Here is a 14,737-nt window from a genome sequence, read left to right as displayed (position 1 = left end):
GCTCTATGCCTAAAACTTTAAAATACTCACTTATTATATTTATAAGTATAATATTGTTATTAATTGTTATTCCTTTCTTTATTCCTTTAAATAATTATAAAGGAGTAATAATAGACAAAGTCAAAGAGGCTACAAATAGAGATTTAACTATTAACGGCGATATAAAATTATCTTTATTACCAAATCCGGCAGTATCACTATCAGAAATTAAATTATCATCCATAGACGGCACAAAAGAACCTCATCTAGTTTCCGTTGAAAGTGCTAAAGCATCATTAAGGCTTTTCCCTCTTTTTAGAGGAGCAATTGAAGTAGCTTCTATAGAACTGCAAAAACCAACTATAAATCTAGAAATCTTGAATAACGGACAAAAAAATTGGCAATTCGTTACATCTAATAATAACCCTAAAGAAAATAACGTTAGTTCTACAGAATCTACTAATGCTAATAGTGAATTAGAACTTCCTATTTTGATTAGTCATTTTAAAATTATAGACGGCAAAGTAATATATATAGAAAAAAATAGTGAGAAAATATTTAACGATATTAATTTAGATACTAAAATTAAAAGCCTTAAAGGTCCTATAGACTTTACTTTAGCTTTAAAGGCTTTAGAACAGCAGATTAATATAGAGGGAAATATTGAAGAAATCGGAAAAATAATTCCGTTAAGTGCCAATATTAATCTTGCCGGTGAAAAAATTAAAATCGAAGGAAAGTTTGATAGCGAAAATAATTCTTTTATAGGTAACGCAAATATTAAAGGCAATACTAAAACTTTAGGTATGCCTGCTGACTTACAAAATGACTATGAGCTAACTACGGCAATTACTGCCGATAGTAAAAATATAGCTATCAAAGATGCTAGACTTAATTATCCAAATATAGAATTACTAGCAAATGCAAATTATGATATAGAGCGTAATAACCTAAAATCAAATATTATTATCAATCCTGGTAACATTATAACCGAGATTAACTCTAATTTAGATAAGACAAGTATTATGCTACAAGCTGATAGTTTAAAACCTATACTTGATGCTCTAAAACTAAAGACTGATAAATTACCTCCTATTATTAACCAAAAACTGAACACTACTTCTAATGTAATTTATAACTCCCCAGCAATAAAGCTGCAAAATATTAATTTATCGGCGGCAAATAGTAATCTAACAGGAGATATTGAGCTTAAAAATTTAGCACAAGATATAACTATTTCTCACAATCTAAAAATTAATAATTTTGAGTCGTTTATGTCTCTTATGGGAGTAAGTAATTTAAGTAAGATTGGGGTGCTGCAGTTAAACGGGGAAGTACAAAAAATTAAAGATACTTTCCATATTAATAATAAAATATCCGCTTTTAATACTAATATATCTATTAAAGGAGATATTAATTTAGCCGCTCAGAAGCCAAATTTTAACCTTAACTTATATAGCCCGTTAGTTAATTTAGAGAAAATTACTTCAAGCAACAACTCTACTGCTAATCCAAGTAAAACTAGTAGCCCTACTACTCAAAATACACCTACAGCTAAAAACAATTCTCCTTGGTCAAACAATCATATTAACTTAGGATTTTTAAATGAAATTGAAGGGCAACTATCCGCAAATATTGATAAATTAACTAACGACTCATTAATCATAAATAATTTAAAAGCAAAATTAAATATCACCGGCGGCACGCTGAATATTACTTCAGTTAATGCAAGCATTTACGGTGGCGAACTAAGTAGCACCGGTTATGTGAGTTCAGGAAAAGATCAAAACGCTTCAATCAAAATCGATCTAAAAAATGCCTATCTCAAAAATTTAACTCCACAATCCGGCAAAATAAAAATAACCGATGGACGACTAAGCTTTAAAGCGGATCTTACTTCTCACGGTAATAGCGTTTATACATATGTTAATAATCTAAATGGACAATTTAACGTAAATAGCGATAACGGGAAAATAAGCGGATTTGATTTAAACCGAATTGCAGATGCGGTAAATAATGCTAAAAATACCGAAGGAGTATTGCTACTTATTAACAGCTCCTTTAGCGGCGAATCCACATCTTTCAAAAATTTAATTGCCAGCGGAAATATAGCGAATGGCAAGCTTAATTTAAATGAATGTAGTTTAGATGCTTCACCTGCCAAAGCAAATGCAGGCGGTCAAATTAACTTACCGCAATATATGATGGATATTAGTGCAAGCGTTACTATTGGGGATTTACCGCCTATAGCCGTTAAATTATACGGATTCATAAATAATCTGCAGCATAAATTAGACGTTCAAGCCCTTCAAACATATTTAGTTAAAAACGTATTTAATAGCGTTATTAAAGACTTAAAAAGCGGAGAGAAGAAACCTGAAAATATTATTAAAGATGCTTTAGGTCTTAGAAAGAAAAAAGATACAAATGCAGAGGAACAAAGCAGCCCTCCGCAGGAAAACCAACAAGCAGATCCTGTAAACAAACTGTTACAAAAAGGATTAAAGAAACTGTTTTGATATGACCGTCACGGGTGTTGTGCGACTTATTATTCCTCTCTGTGTCATCCCGTGATTTATTCACGGGATCCAGCAAAACATATAGTGTAGTAACAATGTTGAAGTTATTTTTTCTAGACTTAGTTAGCAAGCAAACTAGATGACAGTGAAAAACTCGTAAATACCCACGTTTTGATACAGTTATTCCTGTGCCAAACCTAATGGATACACATCCTTTGTTTCCTCAGTATCTAATACCAAATTAGGTATGTTTTTAGGGAAATCTTGAATTGCTTCAGTAATTTTTGCTGCTTCTTCATCATAATTTGCTTTTTTAACAAAATAATAAGGTCTTCATATAATGATTTTTTATTTGGATTTAACCCTATAACTCTTTTGATAGAAGCGAGTGCTTCCTCTGGATTTATTCTATGTAACTTATTAAAAAGCTCTTCGTGGTAGTATGCTTTACTTGGATCTAGTTCCATAGCTTTCTTTAATGATTTAATCGCATTATCTTGTTGTTTTTCCATTAAAATAGAACTTAAGCTATGAAAAACTTCAGCTTCCCTATTGTTATATTTTTCAGTTTTATTATAAGTTTCAATAAAATTTGAAAGTTCTTCAGGATCAGTTTCAGCGAATTTTCGTAAATTGTCTTTTTCCTCTTGATATTGATATCTGTTATGAAGAGCAAGACATTTTTTAAACAGCTCCGCAATTTCATCTTTAGTCATAATCTATCCTCTATTAATCTACTATAATATAAAAAAACTAACTTGGTAAAGCTAATATTTACCCATATTGTTTTTTCCATTCTATTTTCATCTTTTTATACTTCTTATTATCTTCTGCCTCTTGCCATTTTTTGAAAAATATATCGGCACTTTTCACTTTTTTTGGATCCCTCCTCCTCTTTCTAATTTCTTATAATCATTTTCTTTGTCATATTTTTTCCCATCTTTATAATTAGCATAACGTCTACTTCTAGTAAAACCCATCTGCAAATATTTACGAACCATATCAGCTCCAACAAAATCATTATCCTCTAAATATTTTAAAAATATTTCATATATTTTTTCACTACTTTCTTTAGCAATTTTAGGAGTTTTAAACTTCCAATAAGGCAAAATTTCATTTTTATATAGTTGACAAATTAATACTCCTTGCTCACCTTTACCTACTCTATAACTTTCCAGGCATTTACGATAATCAATATCATTTTTCCATTTATAATTTTTATTATCAAAATTTAGATAGCTTGGTTTTTCCATAACTTATGATATATTTGTAATTAATAATTTATAATTACAATTTCGATGTAAGTAAATAAATCTGAAGTTTGTGAAGCTAAGTAAGTATTTTAAATAAACTTTAATTTAAAATCGTATGATTGAAAATAGTACAAAATACGAAAACTTTGCATGTACGTCCTAATGGAAGATCAGCTGATTACATAACACCTAACTTCATATATGGCTGTGCCGGAGGTTGCAGAAATAGTTATTGTTATGTTATGCGTCATAACTATGAATATAAATGAAAATATAGATCAAATACTTGACGTATTGGATAAACATATAGCAAGTTTACCGACTAAAATTTCCAATCAAACAGATTCTAAATATTGGACATATGATATAGGTTATTCTACCGATGTAAGTTTGCATTGGAAACACACTAATTGGTCAAAGATATTTAATTTCTTTAAAGAACATCCACGTGCTAAAGCAACTTTTGCTACTAAATATGTTAATCCTAAACTGCTTAATTTTAATCCTGAAGACAAAATAAGGATTAGATTTAGTTTGATGCCGGCAAGGATAAGCGAGATATTAGAGCCAAAAACGAGTCCGATTATTGAGAGAATAAAAGCAGTGAATATTTTTATTGAAGCAGGTTACGAAGTTCATCTAAACTTTTCTCCTATTATTGCTTATGAAGGCTGGCTCACCGAATATGCAAAGTTATTTGAAGATTTAGATCAATACATAAATAACCAAAATAAACCGTTTATAAAAGCGAAATGCATATTTTTAACACATAACGACAAGCAGCATGAAAGAAATATTGCCTCAAATAGATTAGAGAGTGAAGCTTTAATTTGGCAACCAAACATACAGGAAAATAAAGTAAGTGAATACGGAAGCAAGGCTGTACGTTATAAAGCCGGTATTAAGAGTAATTTTATCCAACGATGGAGTGTATTGCATGACAGATTGATCCCATGGAATCAAATCCGATATATCTTCTAACTCTTCCTACTTATCAAAATTACGAAACAAAAGCATAAAATTTGAAAATTACAGTTATAAATAAAAAATCACTTGCATGAAAATAAACTTATGATATGTTTCTTCACGTTGGGTTTCAATTTTATCTTCCATAAAAGTAACCCAACACTATTATCTCTCAACTGATAGGGGATATAGTGTTAGTTGAGTACAAAAGTAAAAATATAAAAAACAAGTAAAATATCGAATAGGCAAAAAATCGTTTAGCTTGTTTGTTATCAGGGGTGTCATAGAATAAAGAACCGGAATAATATAGAAATACTAACCCAAGAATACCGGAAATTATTAAATATATAAAATTATTCATTCCGATAAAAAAAGGCATTAGCGAAACAATAAATAAAAGAATACTGTAAATTAGAATTTGTTTTTTAGTATATAAATTCCCTTTTACTGCAGGCATCATCGGTACTTTACAGTTTTTATAATCTTCGTTACAGAATAAAGCAAGAGCCCATGAATGCGGCGGTGTCCAAATAAAAATAATCAAAAATAATATAATCGACTCTAGAGATATAGTATTGCTTACCGCTGCATAACCTATCACAGGAGGTAATGCTCCCGATACTCCGCCAATAACAATATTTTGTATAGAACGACGCTTTAACCAAATAGTATAAATACAGATATAATAAAAAATAGTGAATAGCAGTAAAAAGGATGCAAGTAGATTAACACATAAAGCCATAAAAAATACTGCAAAAAATCCCGTTATCAAACCAAAAGATAAAGCTTCATCAGATTCTATAGCACCTCTGACTATAGGTCTTTTTTGAGTACGTTTCATTAAGCTATCGATATCTCTATCGTACCACATATTAATTGCCCCTGCACTACCTGCACCAAGAGCTATGCAAACAACTGCAATACCGGCAATAAAAGGATGCACGGAATAAGGAGCAAGCCACATACCTACAAAACCCGTAAAAATCACAAGCGACATCACACGTGGTTTCATTAATAATATATAGTCTTTAACTGTACTCTGAGAGTAATTTATTTTACCTAAATTTATTGATTTTACCAAAGAACTCATACGATTTTTTTTATTTAAGTATAAAAAGTTTTAGGTTAAAAATCAATGATTGACTTTGATGTAAGAAATGTATATATTTTCTTACAAAGCTAGATTCGGAAAGCTTTAGACAAGATGAATTAACGACTGAGCCTGCAGAGCGTACAAAAAGTACGTGAGCAAAGGCGAATGTCAGAAAATTCGCTTGTATCAAGCTTTTTGAATGACGCTGTAATTCAAATAAAAGTTAAGGATATTATCAGTGACAAAAATTGTTCGTTCTAAATATAAAGCTAGTAGAAGACTTGGGGTAAGTCTATGGGGTGATAGCAAGGATGCTTTTAATACACGAAATTATCGTCCCGGGCAGCATGGGCAGGATACCATGATTAAAACTTCAGATTATGGTTTACATTTAAAAGCTAAGCAAAGATTAAAATGCCACTACGGTCGTGTCACTGAAAAACAATTTAGGAATATTTTTGCACTTGCTCAAAAAATGAAAGGTAATACCGGTGAAAACTTCATTGGGTTACTTGAAAGCAGACTTGATACTGTCGTTTATAGAATGAACATAGCTCCAACTATTTTTGCTGCAAGACAGTTAGTTTCACACGGACATATTAAATTAAACGGTAAGAAAGCCGATATAGCAAGCATAAGACTAAAGGAAGGTGATGTTATAGAAGTTAAAGAATCCGTAAAACAAATACCGCTTATCCAAGAATCCGTTTCAAAACAAGGTCAAACAACACCGGGCTATTTATCATTTGATGTACCTTCATTAACCGGTAAATATTTAAGAGTTCCTGCTCTTTCTGATGTTCCATATCCTTTTGAAGCAGAAATTCATTTAGTAATCGAGTTATATTCTCGTTAATACATAATACTGTCTTTACAAATTAAGCCCACTAAGAATGTTCGTAATGTTCATTCCCGCGAAAGCAGGAATCCAGTTAAAAATACTAACATTATTAGTATTTTTAGTTGTTTTTATGGATACCATGGTCAAGCCACGATATGACATTGAGTGCTTTTTTCGATACACGCAACAACGCCCACTCGCAATGACTATATCTATTTTTAATAAACAATGCCCCATATATAATAATTGTTTCTACTTGTGTATTATTTTTAAGAACATATAATGCCATTATTTTTAATAAAAATTATGGCATTCTCTTTTTTATTTCGTAAAAATCCGGTAATAAAATCTTTTTCTAACTTAGGCTATGATATAGACGATATAATATCTACAATTTCATCTAATAAAGTAAATTTTAATAAAAATAATGCTGCTTCTACCAGAAGTTAGCATATTGAATGCATTTAATAATTAGCAGTATAACTGGTTTTATTGTAAATGGGACAAAAGGAAGCAGTATTTTTGTTTCGGCAACTCTTGCTGATGAAATTTTAATAACCGAAGGGTATTTTCAGAAACATTATCTTACTTCTGCCACATTTAAAGGAAGTTTAATCTACCCTATTACTACAAATCTCATCACAACTTTTCCTAATTATTCAGCACCAATTTATTTAACTTCTACAGCTACCATATTGAGCTTAACATATTATGGGACTGATTTCTTAAATTATCAGGAAAATTTAAAAGAAATTCAGACAAACTTAACCCATAATATTAGGGGTAATTGATCCTAATATACTTTCTAACAATTTTAAAAATGATTCAAAAAATGAAATTAAAGATGTAACCCAAGGATTTTATTATATTTCTAATAATCCAATTATTAGAAATATGGTTATAACAAATGTTTTGGATTTAATTGAAGCATGCATAAATAGTAGTTTTATTAACTACACCGGAAATGATGGCAATACATTAATTGCATTAACCTTACTCATACAGGACCCTACTGCTGCTATAGGACCTCTTGTTTTTCTCAAGGAGCAAAAATCAGTATTTTATGGTGTGGAAAAAATATAATAAGCACACTATTCCAATCATATAAAACTTCTTTAACACAAAATACTCAAGATTTAATTGAACAAAAAGCTTTAGAACTGTTACTAAACGAGGAATATAAAAGTAAAAATCTTAGGATTAAAGGATATAGAAGCTATTACTAATAATTTATTTATTGACCTTCATAATACTTTTACTATTGGAATTTTACAATTAGGGAATTTAACCACTCAAAAAATTATACAGCTTATTGCATTGCAAGATAATTTAGTTCCAGGAGCTATTATATTTAATGAGTTTAAAAATATTAAGCAAGGATTTTTAAATATATTATATCAACTAGATATTTCTTACAGGAAAGAAGCGGAGAAAATTAACAAAAATAAAGCTTCTATAGTAAGAAATATATCCTCTAATACTTCAAATATCTTGTTAACTGATTCTGCTCAATTTGTACAAAATCAATATGCCAAACAACTTAAAGCTAAAAAAGAAATATCAAAGAAAATGCTGTTTTTAGATAGCACAAAAAATACTATAACCACTATATTAGATATCTCAGATAAATTTATAAAATCACTTTACTATATTTATAAAGTAAAAAATGGAGAGATTACACTTGAGCAAGCTCTACTACTTAATCCTTGGCTTGAAACCTTAAAACCATTCTTAACAAGTTCCTCATTAAAAATAATCTTTAGTGGAGCAGTTATATCGCAAGCGAGAATTACAAAATTAATAGAGGCAATTTCTTCTGAGGATAAAAAAGGAATAACATGGTCTACAAATGATGAACTTGTAATTTCTGATTATAACCTAATTATAGAAGAAAGAACTATTTTGAGTTTTGAAAAATTAGTATTAAAATTAGGAGCACATTATCTTCTTTCAGCTTCCTCAGGAAAAGGCAAAACTACTTTTTTAAAGAGTTTAGTAAATTGTATTGCTGATCCATGCCATAGCGTTGGTGAAATTTCCATACCTACCCATTATCAAAATCCAAAAATAATATTTATTGATCAGAATAGTTACATACCGGCTCAATCTACTTTATTTGAAGTAATAACCTCAGGCCTTGATCAATCAATCATTAGAAGAAAAAATTAACACACTATTTATAAAATTAGATCTAGCTACATTAATTACGCACTTAAGTGATAAAAATTATGATGTAATAAATGCACCAAGTGGCGGTCAAAAGAAAAAAATTGGAATCATTAAAGCTATAATTTCAAACCCTAAAATATTAATTTTAGACGAGGTGTTTGCCAATCTTGATAAAACATCTATAGAAAATGCACAATAAGCTTTAAAAGAATTTTTACCGGAAACTTTAATGCTTGTAGTACATCATGACGGTAAATCTCATGACTATAATAATTTTTATGATCAGTATATAAATCTTGAAGATTTGTATGCCGAAATAGAATTATTAGGAGAATAGTCATTCTATTCAACCCTATATATTTCGAGTAAATGAAGAGTAATCCAGTTTTTTATATATGTTTTTTCTTCCTTCCCGCCGTTGCTGGAAGGTATTGTTGCGTAGAGCGTTTTTTTCGTCATTGCGAGGAAATTACGTAAGTAATTGACGAAACAATCCAGTAAAAAATTCTGATTTATAGAATTTTTTTTGTTATTTTTTTTGGATTGCCACGCTCCTTGCAGTCGCTCGCAATGACGATTAGGCGTCTACGCAACAATGCCACACGGGAATGACATAAACCACACTACTAACTAATAGCGATTATAATAAAGTCTTAATTATGGGAGTTTTTTAAGATTTCTTTATAGACTTCAAGGTTTTTTCTTAGCATCAGATCAAGAGAGAAATTATTAATTACCGTATGCCTTGCCGCTTCTTGGATTTTCTTAGCAGTATCAGTACCTAAAATTGAGAAACAATAATCGATTTTCTGTGCTAACGCTTCGGCATTATTTGGTTCTACGTGGAAACCGGTTATATTATTATTTATCGTTTCTACTGCACCGCCGATATTAGTTGCAATAACAAGCTTCTCCATCGCCTGCCCTTCTATAATAGTACGACCGAAAGCTTCAGGCTCGATTGAGGCAGAAACGATAATATTGGAAATCCCATATAGGTTTATTATATCCGAATCATTACCGAAAATTTGAATTTTATTTTGAAGTTTTAGAGTAGCTATAAGCTCTTTTACTCTATTAGTAAAATTGGGATGTCTAGATATATCACCGACCATTAAACAATAAAAATCTCTATGTTTTAACTTACTTAATGCTTCTACTAAAACAAGATGCCCTTTCCAGCTTGTCATTCTAGAAGGCATTAATATTATTGGCACGTTGCTCGGTGCATCATATTTATCACGACATTTTTTAAGTTTTTCGGGTGTTAAATTTGCCGGATTAAAATAATCACAATTTACTCCACGTTCAATTACTACTATTTTATCTTCATCAATTTTATAGTTTTCAAGCAAATGTTGTTTTACAAAATTAGATACGGCAATAACTTTCTCGCCTTTTAGCATTATGCTATTATAATATTTTTTAAAACTATTCGGAATATTATAAACCCCATGAAAAGTAGTCAGAAATTTAGCATTAGTCCATTTTGTTGCTAGATATGAACTCCATGCCGGTGCCCTTGATCTTGTATGAACTATATCAACATTATATTTTTTGATTATTTCTGCTATCAATTTTGCATTATTCAGAATTACAAAAGGATTTTTACTGCTACTATTCATTCCAATATGTAATATATCTTCCTTATCTAACTCTTTAACTAAAGTACCGCCTGCTGAAATTATGATAGGAGTATGACCGAGAATTTTAAGATATTTTGCAACTTCTATAGTACCTCTTTCAACCCCTCCCGAAACTAGAGCAGGAACTACTTGCAAAATAGTATATTTATTGTATCGTTTACTTGACTTTAATGAAGGCATTAAATCTCAATCTATTAAAATAATTATTTAAAATGCACAAGCTTTATAATAAAACACAAGACAAATTTATTGTCTATGATAATTATAGAATAATTAATACAAATATTCCATCTGTAATTTTTTTACACGGCTTGATGTCTAGTATGAAATCAACTAAGGCTATCTATTTAATAGATTATTGTAAAAAAAACAATTATAATTTTATTGTTTTTGATAATTTCGGTCATGGAAACGCATCGGGACAATTTGAGGATCAAACAATTAGTGATTGGTTAGAAGGAGTATCACTAATTTTAGACAAATTAATTGATAAGGAGGCGATATTAGTAGGTTCTAGCATGGGAGGATGGCTAGCACTTCTTGCGGCTTTAAGATTTCCTGATAAAATAAAAGGGCTTGTGTGTGTAGCCCCTGCTCCAGATTTTACTGAAAATATTTGGCAAAATATATCTCTAAATGATCAAAATAAGATGCAAAAAGAGGGAATACTAGAAGTAAGCGGTAAAAATTGTGAGCATAAATATCCTATAAGCTATAAACTGGTAGAAGATGCAAAAAAACATTTATTATTTACAAAGAAACAGATTGATATAAATACACCGCTACATATAATCCATGGGATGTTAGATGAAGACGTGCCTTATAATGTTTCAGTAAAATTATTAGAAAAAATAACGAGTAAACAAATAGTAATTAAGCTAATTAAAGACGGTCACCATAATTTGTCTAGAGAAGAAGATTTAAAGGTAATGACAAATTCCTTAGAAGAAGTAATTAGCCTCTCAAGTAATATTAAATATGTATAGCAAAATAAATAAAGTTCACGATTTTAAAGAAGTTATAGAAGCGGTAAAACAAGCCGATAATACTAACTTGGTGCTTTTTGATGTAGATGAAGTAATTGTAATGGATAGTGATGAATCTAGGTTAACACATGATTATAGAAAAGAATTAATGAAGAGCATTGAAAAAAGACTTACTAGAAAAGAATGTGAATTATTACTTAGCATCGTTCTTAAAGATAGAAAAGCTAGATTTGTTAATCAAGATATATTAACAATATTTGCTCTACTTAAAGAAAAAAATATACCCGCAATGGGTCTTACTAAACTTCCTACCGGTAAATTCGGCGTAATTGAAGATATGATCGAATGGAGAATTCGTGAACTCACTGAATTAAAGGTAATTTTTCAAGAATTTTCACCTTTAGAAGATGAGATAATAATAGAAGATTTTAATGCCGGCTGCGGTAAACCTACATTAAAAGACGGCATAATTTACACCGCAGAATATGATAAAGGAAGCGTACTTGAATATGTATTACGCAAAACAAATTATTATCCGCAATCAATAATATTTATTGATGATATAGAAGAAAATTTATTATCATTACAAGAAATTTGTAAGAAACTTAAAATTAACTATCAAGGATTTGAATTTATTGGTTCTGCTATCGTTCCTGAACCTGATCTTGATGAACAATTAGAAAAAATCAGATTTGAAATTCTAGAAAAAGAATATAAATGGTTAACAGATGAGGAGCTTAAAAAGCACACTTTGTCATACCGTGGCTTGTCCACGGTGTCCAGCTAAAAATGTTACAACAACATACGCTTTTAGTTACCTTCCCTAGATGCCGTGGACAAACTACTAGAATAACACTTATTCACCTTAGAGTATAATATTATGCCTGCAAAACTTATTGTTCTTTTTACCTTACTTATCTCACTTTCTACTATGGCAAGTAAAAAGGAAGAAGAAAAAATTACAGGAGTAAAAGCAACTAAAGTACAAATTGCCGAGCTTTACGACATATTTAATATTGTAGGGCAATGCCAGAATGATAATAGCCGTGATTATTATGCTAATGCCACCAGAGTAGTTGAAAAAGTCTCAGCACATCAAGGAGAAATAGTAAAAAAAGGGGATATATTGCTGGTTATAGGTAAAAACATAGCAGAAACTACTAAATCTAGAGCAGTAGCTTTATTAAATACAAAACAAAAAGATTATAATAGAAAAGAAGCTTTATTTGCTAAAAAATTTGTAAGCAACGAGGAATATAAAAGGTCAAAAAGCGAACTTGAAGATACAAAATTTAATTATTCCAAAGCCCTAAAAACATACAACGAAATGATAATTACTGCACCCTACTCCGGTAAAATAGGCGATTATCTTTTTAGCATTACCGGAACAGAAAACTCACAAAGTATTTTTATTGAATTGCCGGAGTCTTTAAGTGGAAAAGTTGGAGTCGATACTGAAGTTTTAATTGCAGGAAAAATTAAAAGCACAATCGGAGCAGTATCGCATTACTTATCAGAACGGTACTTTAACAGCTAAAATTATTTTACCTATGGGTACAAGAATCCTGCATAATAGCTTTGTAGATGTGATGCTTATACTTAATCCCCATAAAAATCTAACCGTCCCCGAAAGTTGTATTCAACGAAATAATCAAGGTAACTTTATCTATAAAATAGACGGTAATACAGTAAAACAATTATATGTAAAAATCGGTACACGTACAGAAGGTTTAATTGAAATTACCTCTGACGATATTAAAGAAGGTGACTTAGTCGTTACCGAAGGTATGACTAAAATCGGCGACGGCTCAAAAGTTAAGATACTTGAGGAATAGTTATTTATATGTGCTTTCTAAGCCATCTCTGTATTCTAGAGATTGTTGCACGTACTCCTTCTTGCCTTATAGAAGTAATAGTTAATAAAATCAAAATTTTTGTCACAAAGCAATAGGTTCGTATTTTTTGAATTACATAGTTATTTTTGAAAAAAGAAATATTACTTTTTTTATAGTCTTCATTTTTATTTTCTAGTAATCTTAATTGTGTAACAGCTGCTAATAACAAATTAATAGTAAACGGACTAAATTTACTTAAATAAGAATCATTAAGAACATAAGAAGTAATATTTATTAAACCTACTGAATATTTATTTGGGTCCATAAACGTATTAGTACCACCGCTAATTCGTACTTTAGACAATTCTTTGTCTATACCGCCTATTGAGTTTTTACTAGCAATAGATATCCATAAACAACAATCTTCACCGCTTCTTATATTTTCAGGAAATAAATTTTCTTGGAATAACGTCAAAGTTCCCATAACTGTCGGCATTGCTATTGGACAAGTTTGTATGACTTGAGGAAAAACATTTCCACTAAAAAACCCGGAATGAACAGATTCTATATATTTTCCTTTTTCATTTATTTTTTTATATGAAGTATGAGAAAATATAAAATTATTTTCTTCCATAAACTTTAATTGGATTTCTATTTTATCCCTATAAAATAAATCGTCCGAATCAAGGAAAGCAATATATTTTCCTATAGCATTTTTAATACCTAAGTTACGTGCAGCAGCAGGTCCTTCATTTTTTTTATGAAAATATTTTATTCTTTTATCTTTTTTGCATATTGAAGTTAATTCTGATATATCATCAGTCGATCCATCATCTATTATAAGTATCTCAAAATTTTTGTGTGTTTGAATAAGTACACTTTCTATAGCTTCAATTGCCCAATTTATTCTATTATATACCGGTATAATAACACTAACTTTAGTATCATGTAGTACTTGCTTAGCCATAGTATTTGCTAAATCACAGGCTTTATTATATGGAGTATTATTTGATAAAAAATTAGCTGTACGAGTTAAAAATAAATAAGAAGAACCTTCCATTTTTATCATTTCTTCTTCTGTTAACTCATGAAGAAACGATGACCATAATACATTACATTCTTCGTTATGATTTGATATTTTTTTACTACCTTGCTCTGAATGAAAACGAGATTTAATTAGGATAGACTCATCAAAATGAATAGGAGCAACACGGAAAATTTTAAACCATAAATCATAATCTTGCGTTGTCGGTAAAGCTTCATTAAATATACCGACTTCATGAAAATATTTAGCAGGAATTAATAACGAACAACCATGTATTAATCCTCGTAATAAAGGTAATAAAGAAATATTAAGTTTATTTATATGTAGCACACTATCCGGTTTAATATAACGTAGAGAGTTTCCTTTTTCATCAATTAATTCATAACCGCCATAAATGATAGTATC

General features: G+C 30.1%; 16 protein-coding genes and 3 pseudogenes. 12 read left to right on the top strand and 7 right to left on the bottom strand.

All coding sequences use genetic code 11. From position 1 onward, the window contains the following. Positions 1–5: 5 nt before the first annotated feature. Positions 6–2,498: an AsmA family protein gene (locus MB29_RS06740; protein ID WP_032139591.1), complete on the top strand. Its 2,493-nt coding sequence runs from the start codon at positions 6–8 to the stop codon at positions 2,496–2,498. 230 nt (positions 2,499–2,728) lie between these two features. Here MB29_RS06740 and MB29_RS13130 read toward each other — a convergent pair whose 3' ends face one another. Both MB29_RS13130 and MB29_RS08800 read right to left on the bottom strand, forming a co-directional pair. Then, on the bottom strand, positions 2,729–3,214 hold the full coding sequence (locus MB29_RS13130; RefSeq protein ID WP_233419008.1) for a hypothetical protein: 486 nt from the start codon (positions 3,212–3,214) through the stop codon (positions 2,729–2,731). A gap of 58 nt (positions 3,215–3,272) precedes the next feature. Continuing rightward, a pseudogene (locus MB29_RS08800) lies at positions 3,273–3,751 on the bottom strand (DUF4385 domain-containing protein). A 201-nt stretch (positions 3,752–3,952) separates the two neighbouring features. On the opposite strand from MB29_RS08800, the gene MB29_RS08795 reads away from it, so the two are divergent. Next, positions 3,953–4,732 (top strand): spore photoproduct lyase family protein, encoded by a 780-nt coding sequence (locus MB29_RS08795; RefSeq protein ID WP_233419007.1) that lies wholly within the window; start codon positions 3,953–3,955, stop codon positions 4,730–4,732. A 157-nt stretch (positions 4,733–4,889) separates the two neighbouring features. Here the strand turns inward: MB29_RS08795 and cyoE are convergent, their stop codons facing one another. Next, positions 4,890–5,807: a heme o synthase gene (gene cyoE, locus MB29_RS06715; RefSeq protein ID WP_032139590.1), complete on the bottom strand. Its 918-nt coding sequence runs from the start codon at positions 5,805–5,807 to the stop codon at positions 4,890–4,892. A gap of 241 nt (positions 5,808–6,048) precedes the next feature. Between cyoE and rpsD the strand changes: the two genes are divergently transcribed. Further along, positions 6,049–6,666, top strand: coding sequence for a 30S ribosomal protein S4 (gene rpsD / locus MB29_RS06710; RefSeq protein ID WP_032139589.1), 618 nt, complete (start codon positions 6,049–6,051; stop codon positions 6,664–6,666). A gap of 103 nt (positions 6,667–6,769) precedes the next feature. Here rpsD and MB29_RS10740 read toward each other — a convergent pair whose 3' ends face one another. Beyond that, positions 6,770–6,940: a hypothetical protein gene (locus MB29_RS10740; RefSeq protein ID WP_215426279.1), complete on the bottom strand. Its 171-nt coding sequence runs from the start codon at positions 6,938–6,940 to the stop codon at positions 6,770–6,772. On the opposite strand from MB29_RS10740, the gene MB29_RS13120 reads away from it, so the two are divergent. The 6 genes from MB29_RS13120 (at position 6,934) to MB29_RS13110 (ending at position 9,157) form a co-directional block, all read left to right on the top strand. Further along, entirely contained in the window at positions 6,934–7,101 is a 168-nt protein-coding gene (locus MB29_RS13120; RefSeq protein WP_233419006.1) for a hypothetical protein, read from the top strand. The two genes, MB29_RS10740 and MB29_RS13120, sit on opposite strands and share 7 nt — an antisense overlap. An 8-nt stretch (positions 7,102–7,109) precedes the next feature. Then, positions 7,110–7,442 carry a hypothetical protein gene (locus MB29_RS11905; protein ID WP_233419005.1) on the top strand — a complete coding sequence of 111 codons (333 nt, stop codon included), beginning with the start codon at positions 7,110–7,112 and terminating at the stop codon, positions 7,440–7,442. A 103-nt stretch (positions 7,443–7,545) separates the two neighbouring features. Continuing rightward, positions 7,546–7,734, top strand: a complete 189-nt coding sequence (locus MB29_RS11900) for an ABC transporter ATP-binding protein (RefSeq protein WP_233419004.1) — start codon at positions 7,546–7,548, stop codon at positions 7,732–7,734. A 234-nt stretch (positions 7,735–7,968) separates the two neighbouring features. Next, positions 7,969–8,820, top strand: coding sequence for an ABC transporter ATPase (locus tag MB29_RS09225; RefSeq protein ID WP_233419003.1), 852 nt, complete (start codon positions 7,969–7,971; stop codon positions 8,818–8,820). Then, entirely contained in the window at positions 8,789–9,019 is a 231-nt protein-coding gene (locus MB29_RS13115; RefSeq protein WP_032139588.1) for an ATP-binding cassette domain-containing protein, read from the top strand. Before MB29_RS09225 ends, MB29_RS13115 begins: the two co-directional genes overlap by 32 nt. 30 nt (positions 9,020–9,049) lie before the next feature. Continuing rightward, complete coding sequence (locus MB29_RS13110; RefSeq protein ID WP_032139587.1) at positions 9,050–9,157, top strand: hypothetical protein; 108 nt, start codon at positions 9,050–9,052, stop codon at positions 9,155–9,157. A 135-nt stretch (positions 9,158–9,292) separates the two neighbouring features. Here MB29_RS13110 and MB29_RS11890 read toward each other — a convergent pair. Together MB29_RS11890 and MB29_RS06685 are read right to left on the bottom strand one after the other, a co-directional pair. After that, a pseudogene (locus MB29_RS11890) lies at positions 9,293–9,381 on the bottom strand (lytic transglycosylase domain-containing protein); the annotation flags it as partial. Positions 9,382–9,473: 92 nt separating this feature from the next. Beyond that, complete coding sequence (locus tag MB29_RS06685) at positions 9,474–10,646, bottom strand: glycosyltransferase family 4 protein (protein WP_032139586.1); 1,173 nt, start codon at positions 10,644–10,646, stop codon at positions 9,474–9,476. A gap of 32 nt (positions 10,647–10,678) precedes the next feature. Between MB29_RS06685 and MB29_RS06680 the strand changes: the two genes are divergently transcribed. The 3 genes and pseudogenes from MB29_RS06680 to MB29_RS08785 all read left to right on the top strand — a co-directional run bounded on the left by MB29_RS06680 (position 10,679) and on the right by MB29_RS08785 (position 13,287). After that, positions 10,679–11,452: an alpha/beta hydrolase gene (locus tag MB29_RS06680; RefSeq protein ID WP_032139585.1), complete on the top strand. Its 774-nt coding sequence runs from the start codon at positions 10,679–10,681 to the stop codon at positions 11,450–11,452. Further along, entirely contained in the window at positions 11,445–12,239 is a 795-nt protein-coding gene (locus MB29_RS06675) for a DUF2608 domain-containing protein (protein WP_032139584.1), read from the top strand. The genes MB29_RS06680 and MB29_RS06675 overlap by 8 nt, the downstream gene beginning before the upstream one ends. Before the next feature lie 90 nt (positions 12,240–12,329). Then, a pseudogene (locus tag MB29_RS08785) lies at positions 12,330–13,287 on the top strand (efflux RND transporter periplasmic adaptor subunit). 4 nt (positions 13,288–13,291) lie between these two features. Here the strand turns inward: MB29_RS08785 and MB29_RS06665 are convergent. Further along, positions 13,292–14,737: glycosyltransferase family 2 protein (locus tag MB29_RS06665; RefSeq protein WP_032139583.1), on the bottom strand; the 1,446-nt coding region annotated here is incomplete at its 5' end.

The sequence above is a fragment of the Rickettsia tamurae genome (genome assembly GCF_000751075.1).
GTDB lineage: Bacteria > Pseudomonadota > Alphaproteobacteria > Rickettsiales > Rickettsiaceae > Rickettsia > Rickettsia tamurae.
This window is presented reverse-complemented; position numbering and strand designations above follow the sequence as displayed.

Coding starts and splice junctions, on each gene's coding strand:
- cyoE (WP_032139590.1), bottom strand. CDS start 5,807: ATGAGTTCTTTGGTAAAATCAATAAATTTAGGTAAAATAAATTACTCT.
- MB29_RS10740 (WP_215426279.1), bottom strand. CDS start 6,940: ATGGCATTATATGTTCTTAAAAATAATACACAAGTAGAAACAATTATT.
- MB29_RS11905 (WP_233419005.1), top strand. CDS start 7,110: ATGCATTTAATAATTAGCAGTATAACTGGTTTTATTGTAAATGGGACA.
- MB29_RS11900 (WP_233419004.1), top strand. CDS start 7,546: ATGGTTATAACAAATGTTTTGGATTTAATTGAAGCATGCATAAATAGT.
- MB29_RS13120 (WP_233419006.1), top strand. CDS start 6,934: ATGCCATTATTTTTAATAAAAATTATGGCATTCTCTTTTTTATTTCGT.
- MB29_RS13130 (WP_233419008.1), bottom strand. CDS start 3,214: ATGACTAAAGATGAAATTGCGGAGCTGTTTAAAAAATGTCTTGCTCTT.
- MB29_RS08795 (WP_233419007.1), top strand. CDS start 3,953: ATGGCTGTGCCGGAGGTTGCAGAAATAGTTATTGTTATGTTATGCGTC.
- MB29_RS06675 (WP_032139584.1), top strand. CDS start 11,445: ATGTATAGCAAAATAAATAAAGTTCACGATTTTAAAGAAGTTATAGAA.
- MB29_RS13110 (WP_032139587.1), top strand. CDS start 9,050: ATGCTTGTAGTACATCATGACGGTAAATCTCATGACTATAATAATTTT.
- MB29_RS06740 (WP_032139591.1), top strand. CDS start 6: ATGCCTAAAACTTTAAAATACTCACTTATTATATTTATAAGTATAATA.
- MB29_RS06685 (WP_032139586.1), bottom strand. CDS start 10,646: ATGCCTTCATTAAAGTCAAGTAAACGATACAATAAATATACTATTTTG.
- MB29_RS06680 (WP_032139585.1), top strand. CDS start 10,679: ATGCACAAGCTTTATAATAAAACACAAGACAAATTTATTGTCTATGAT.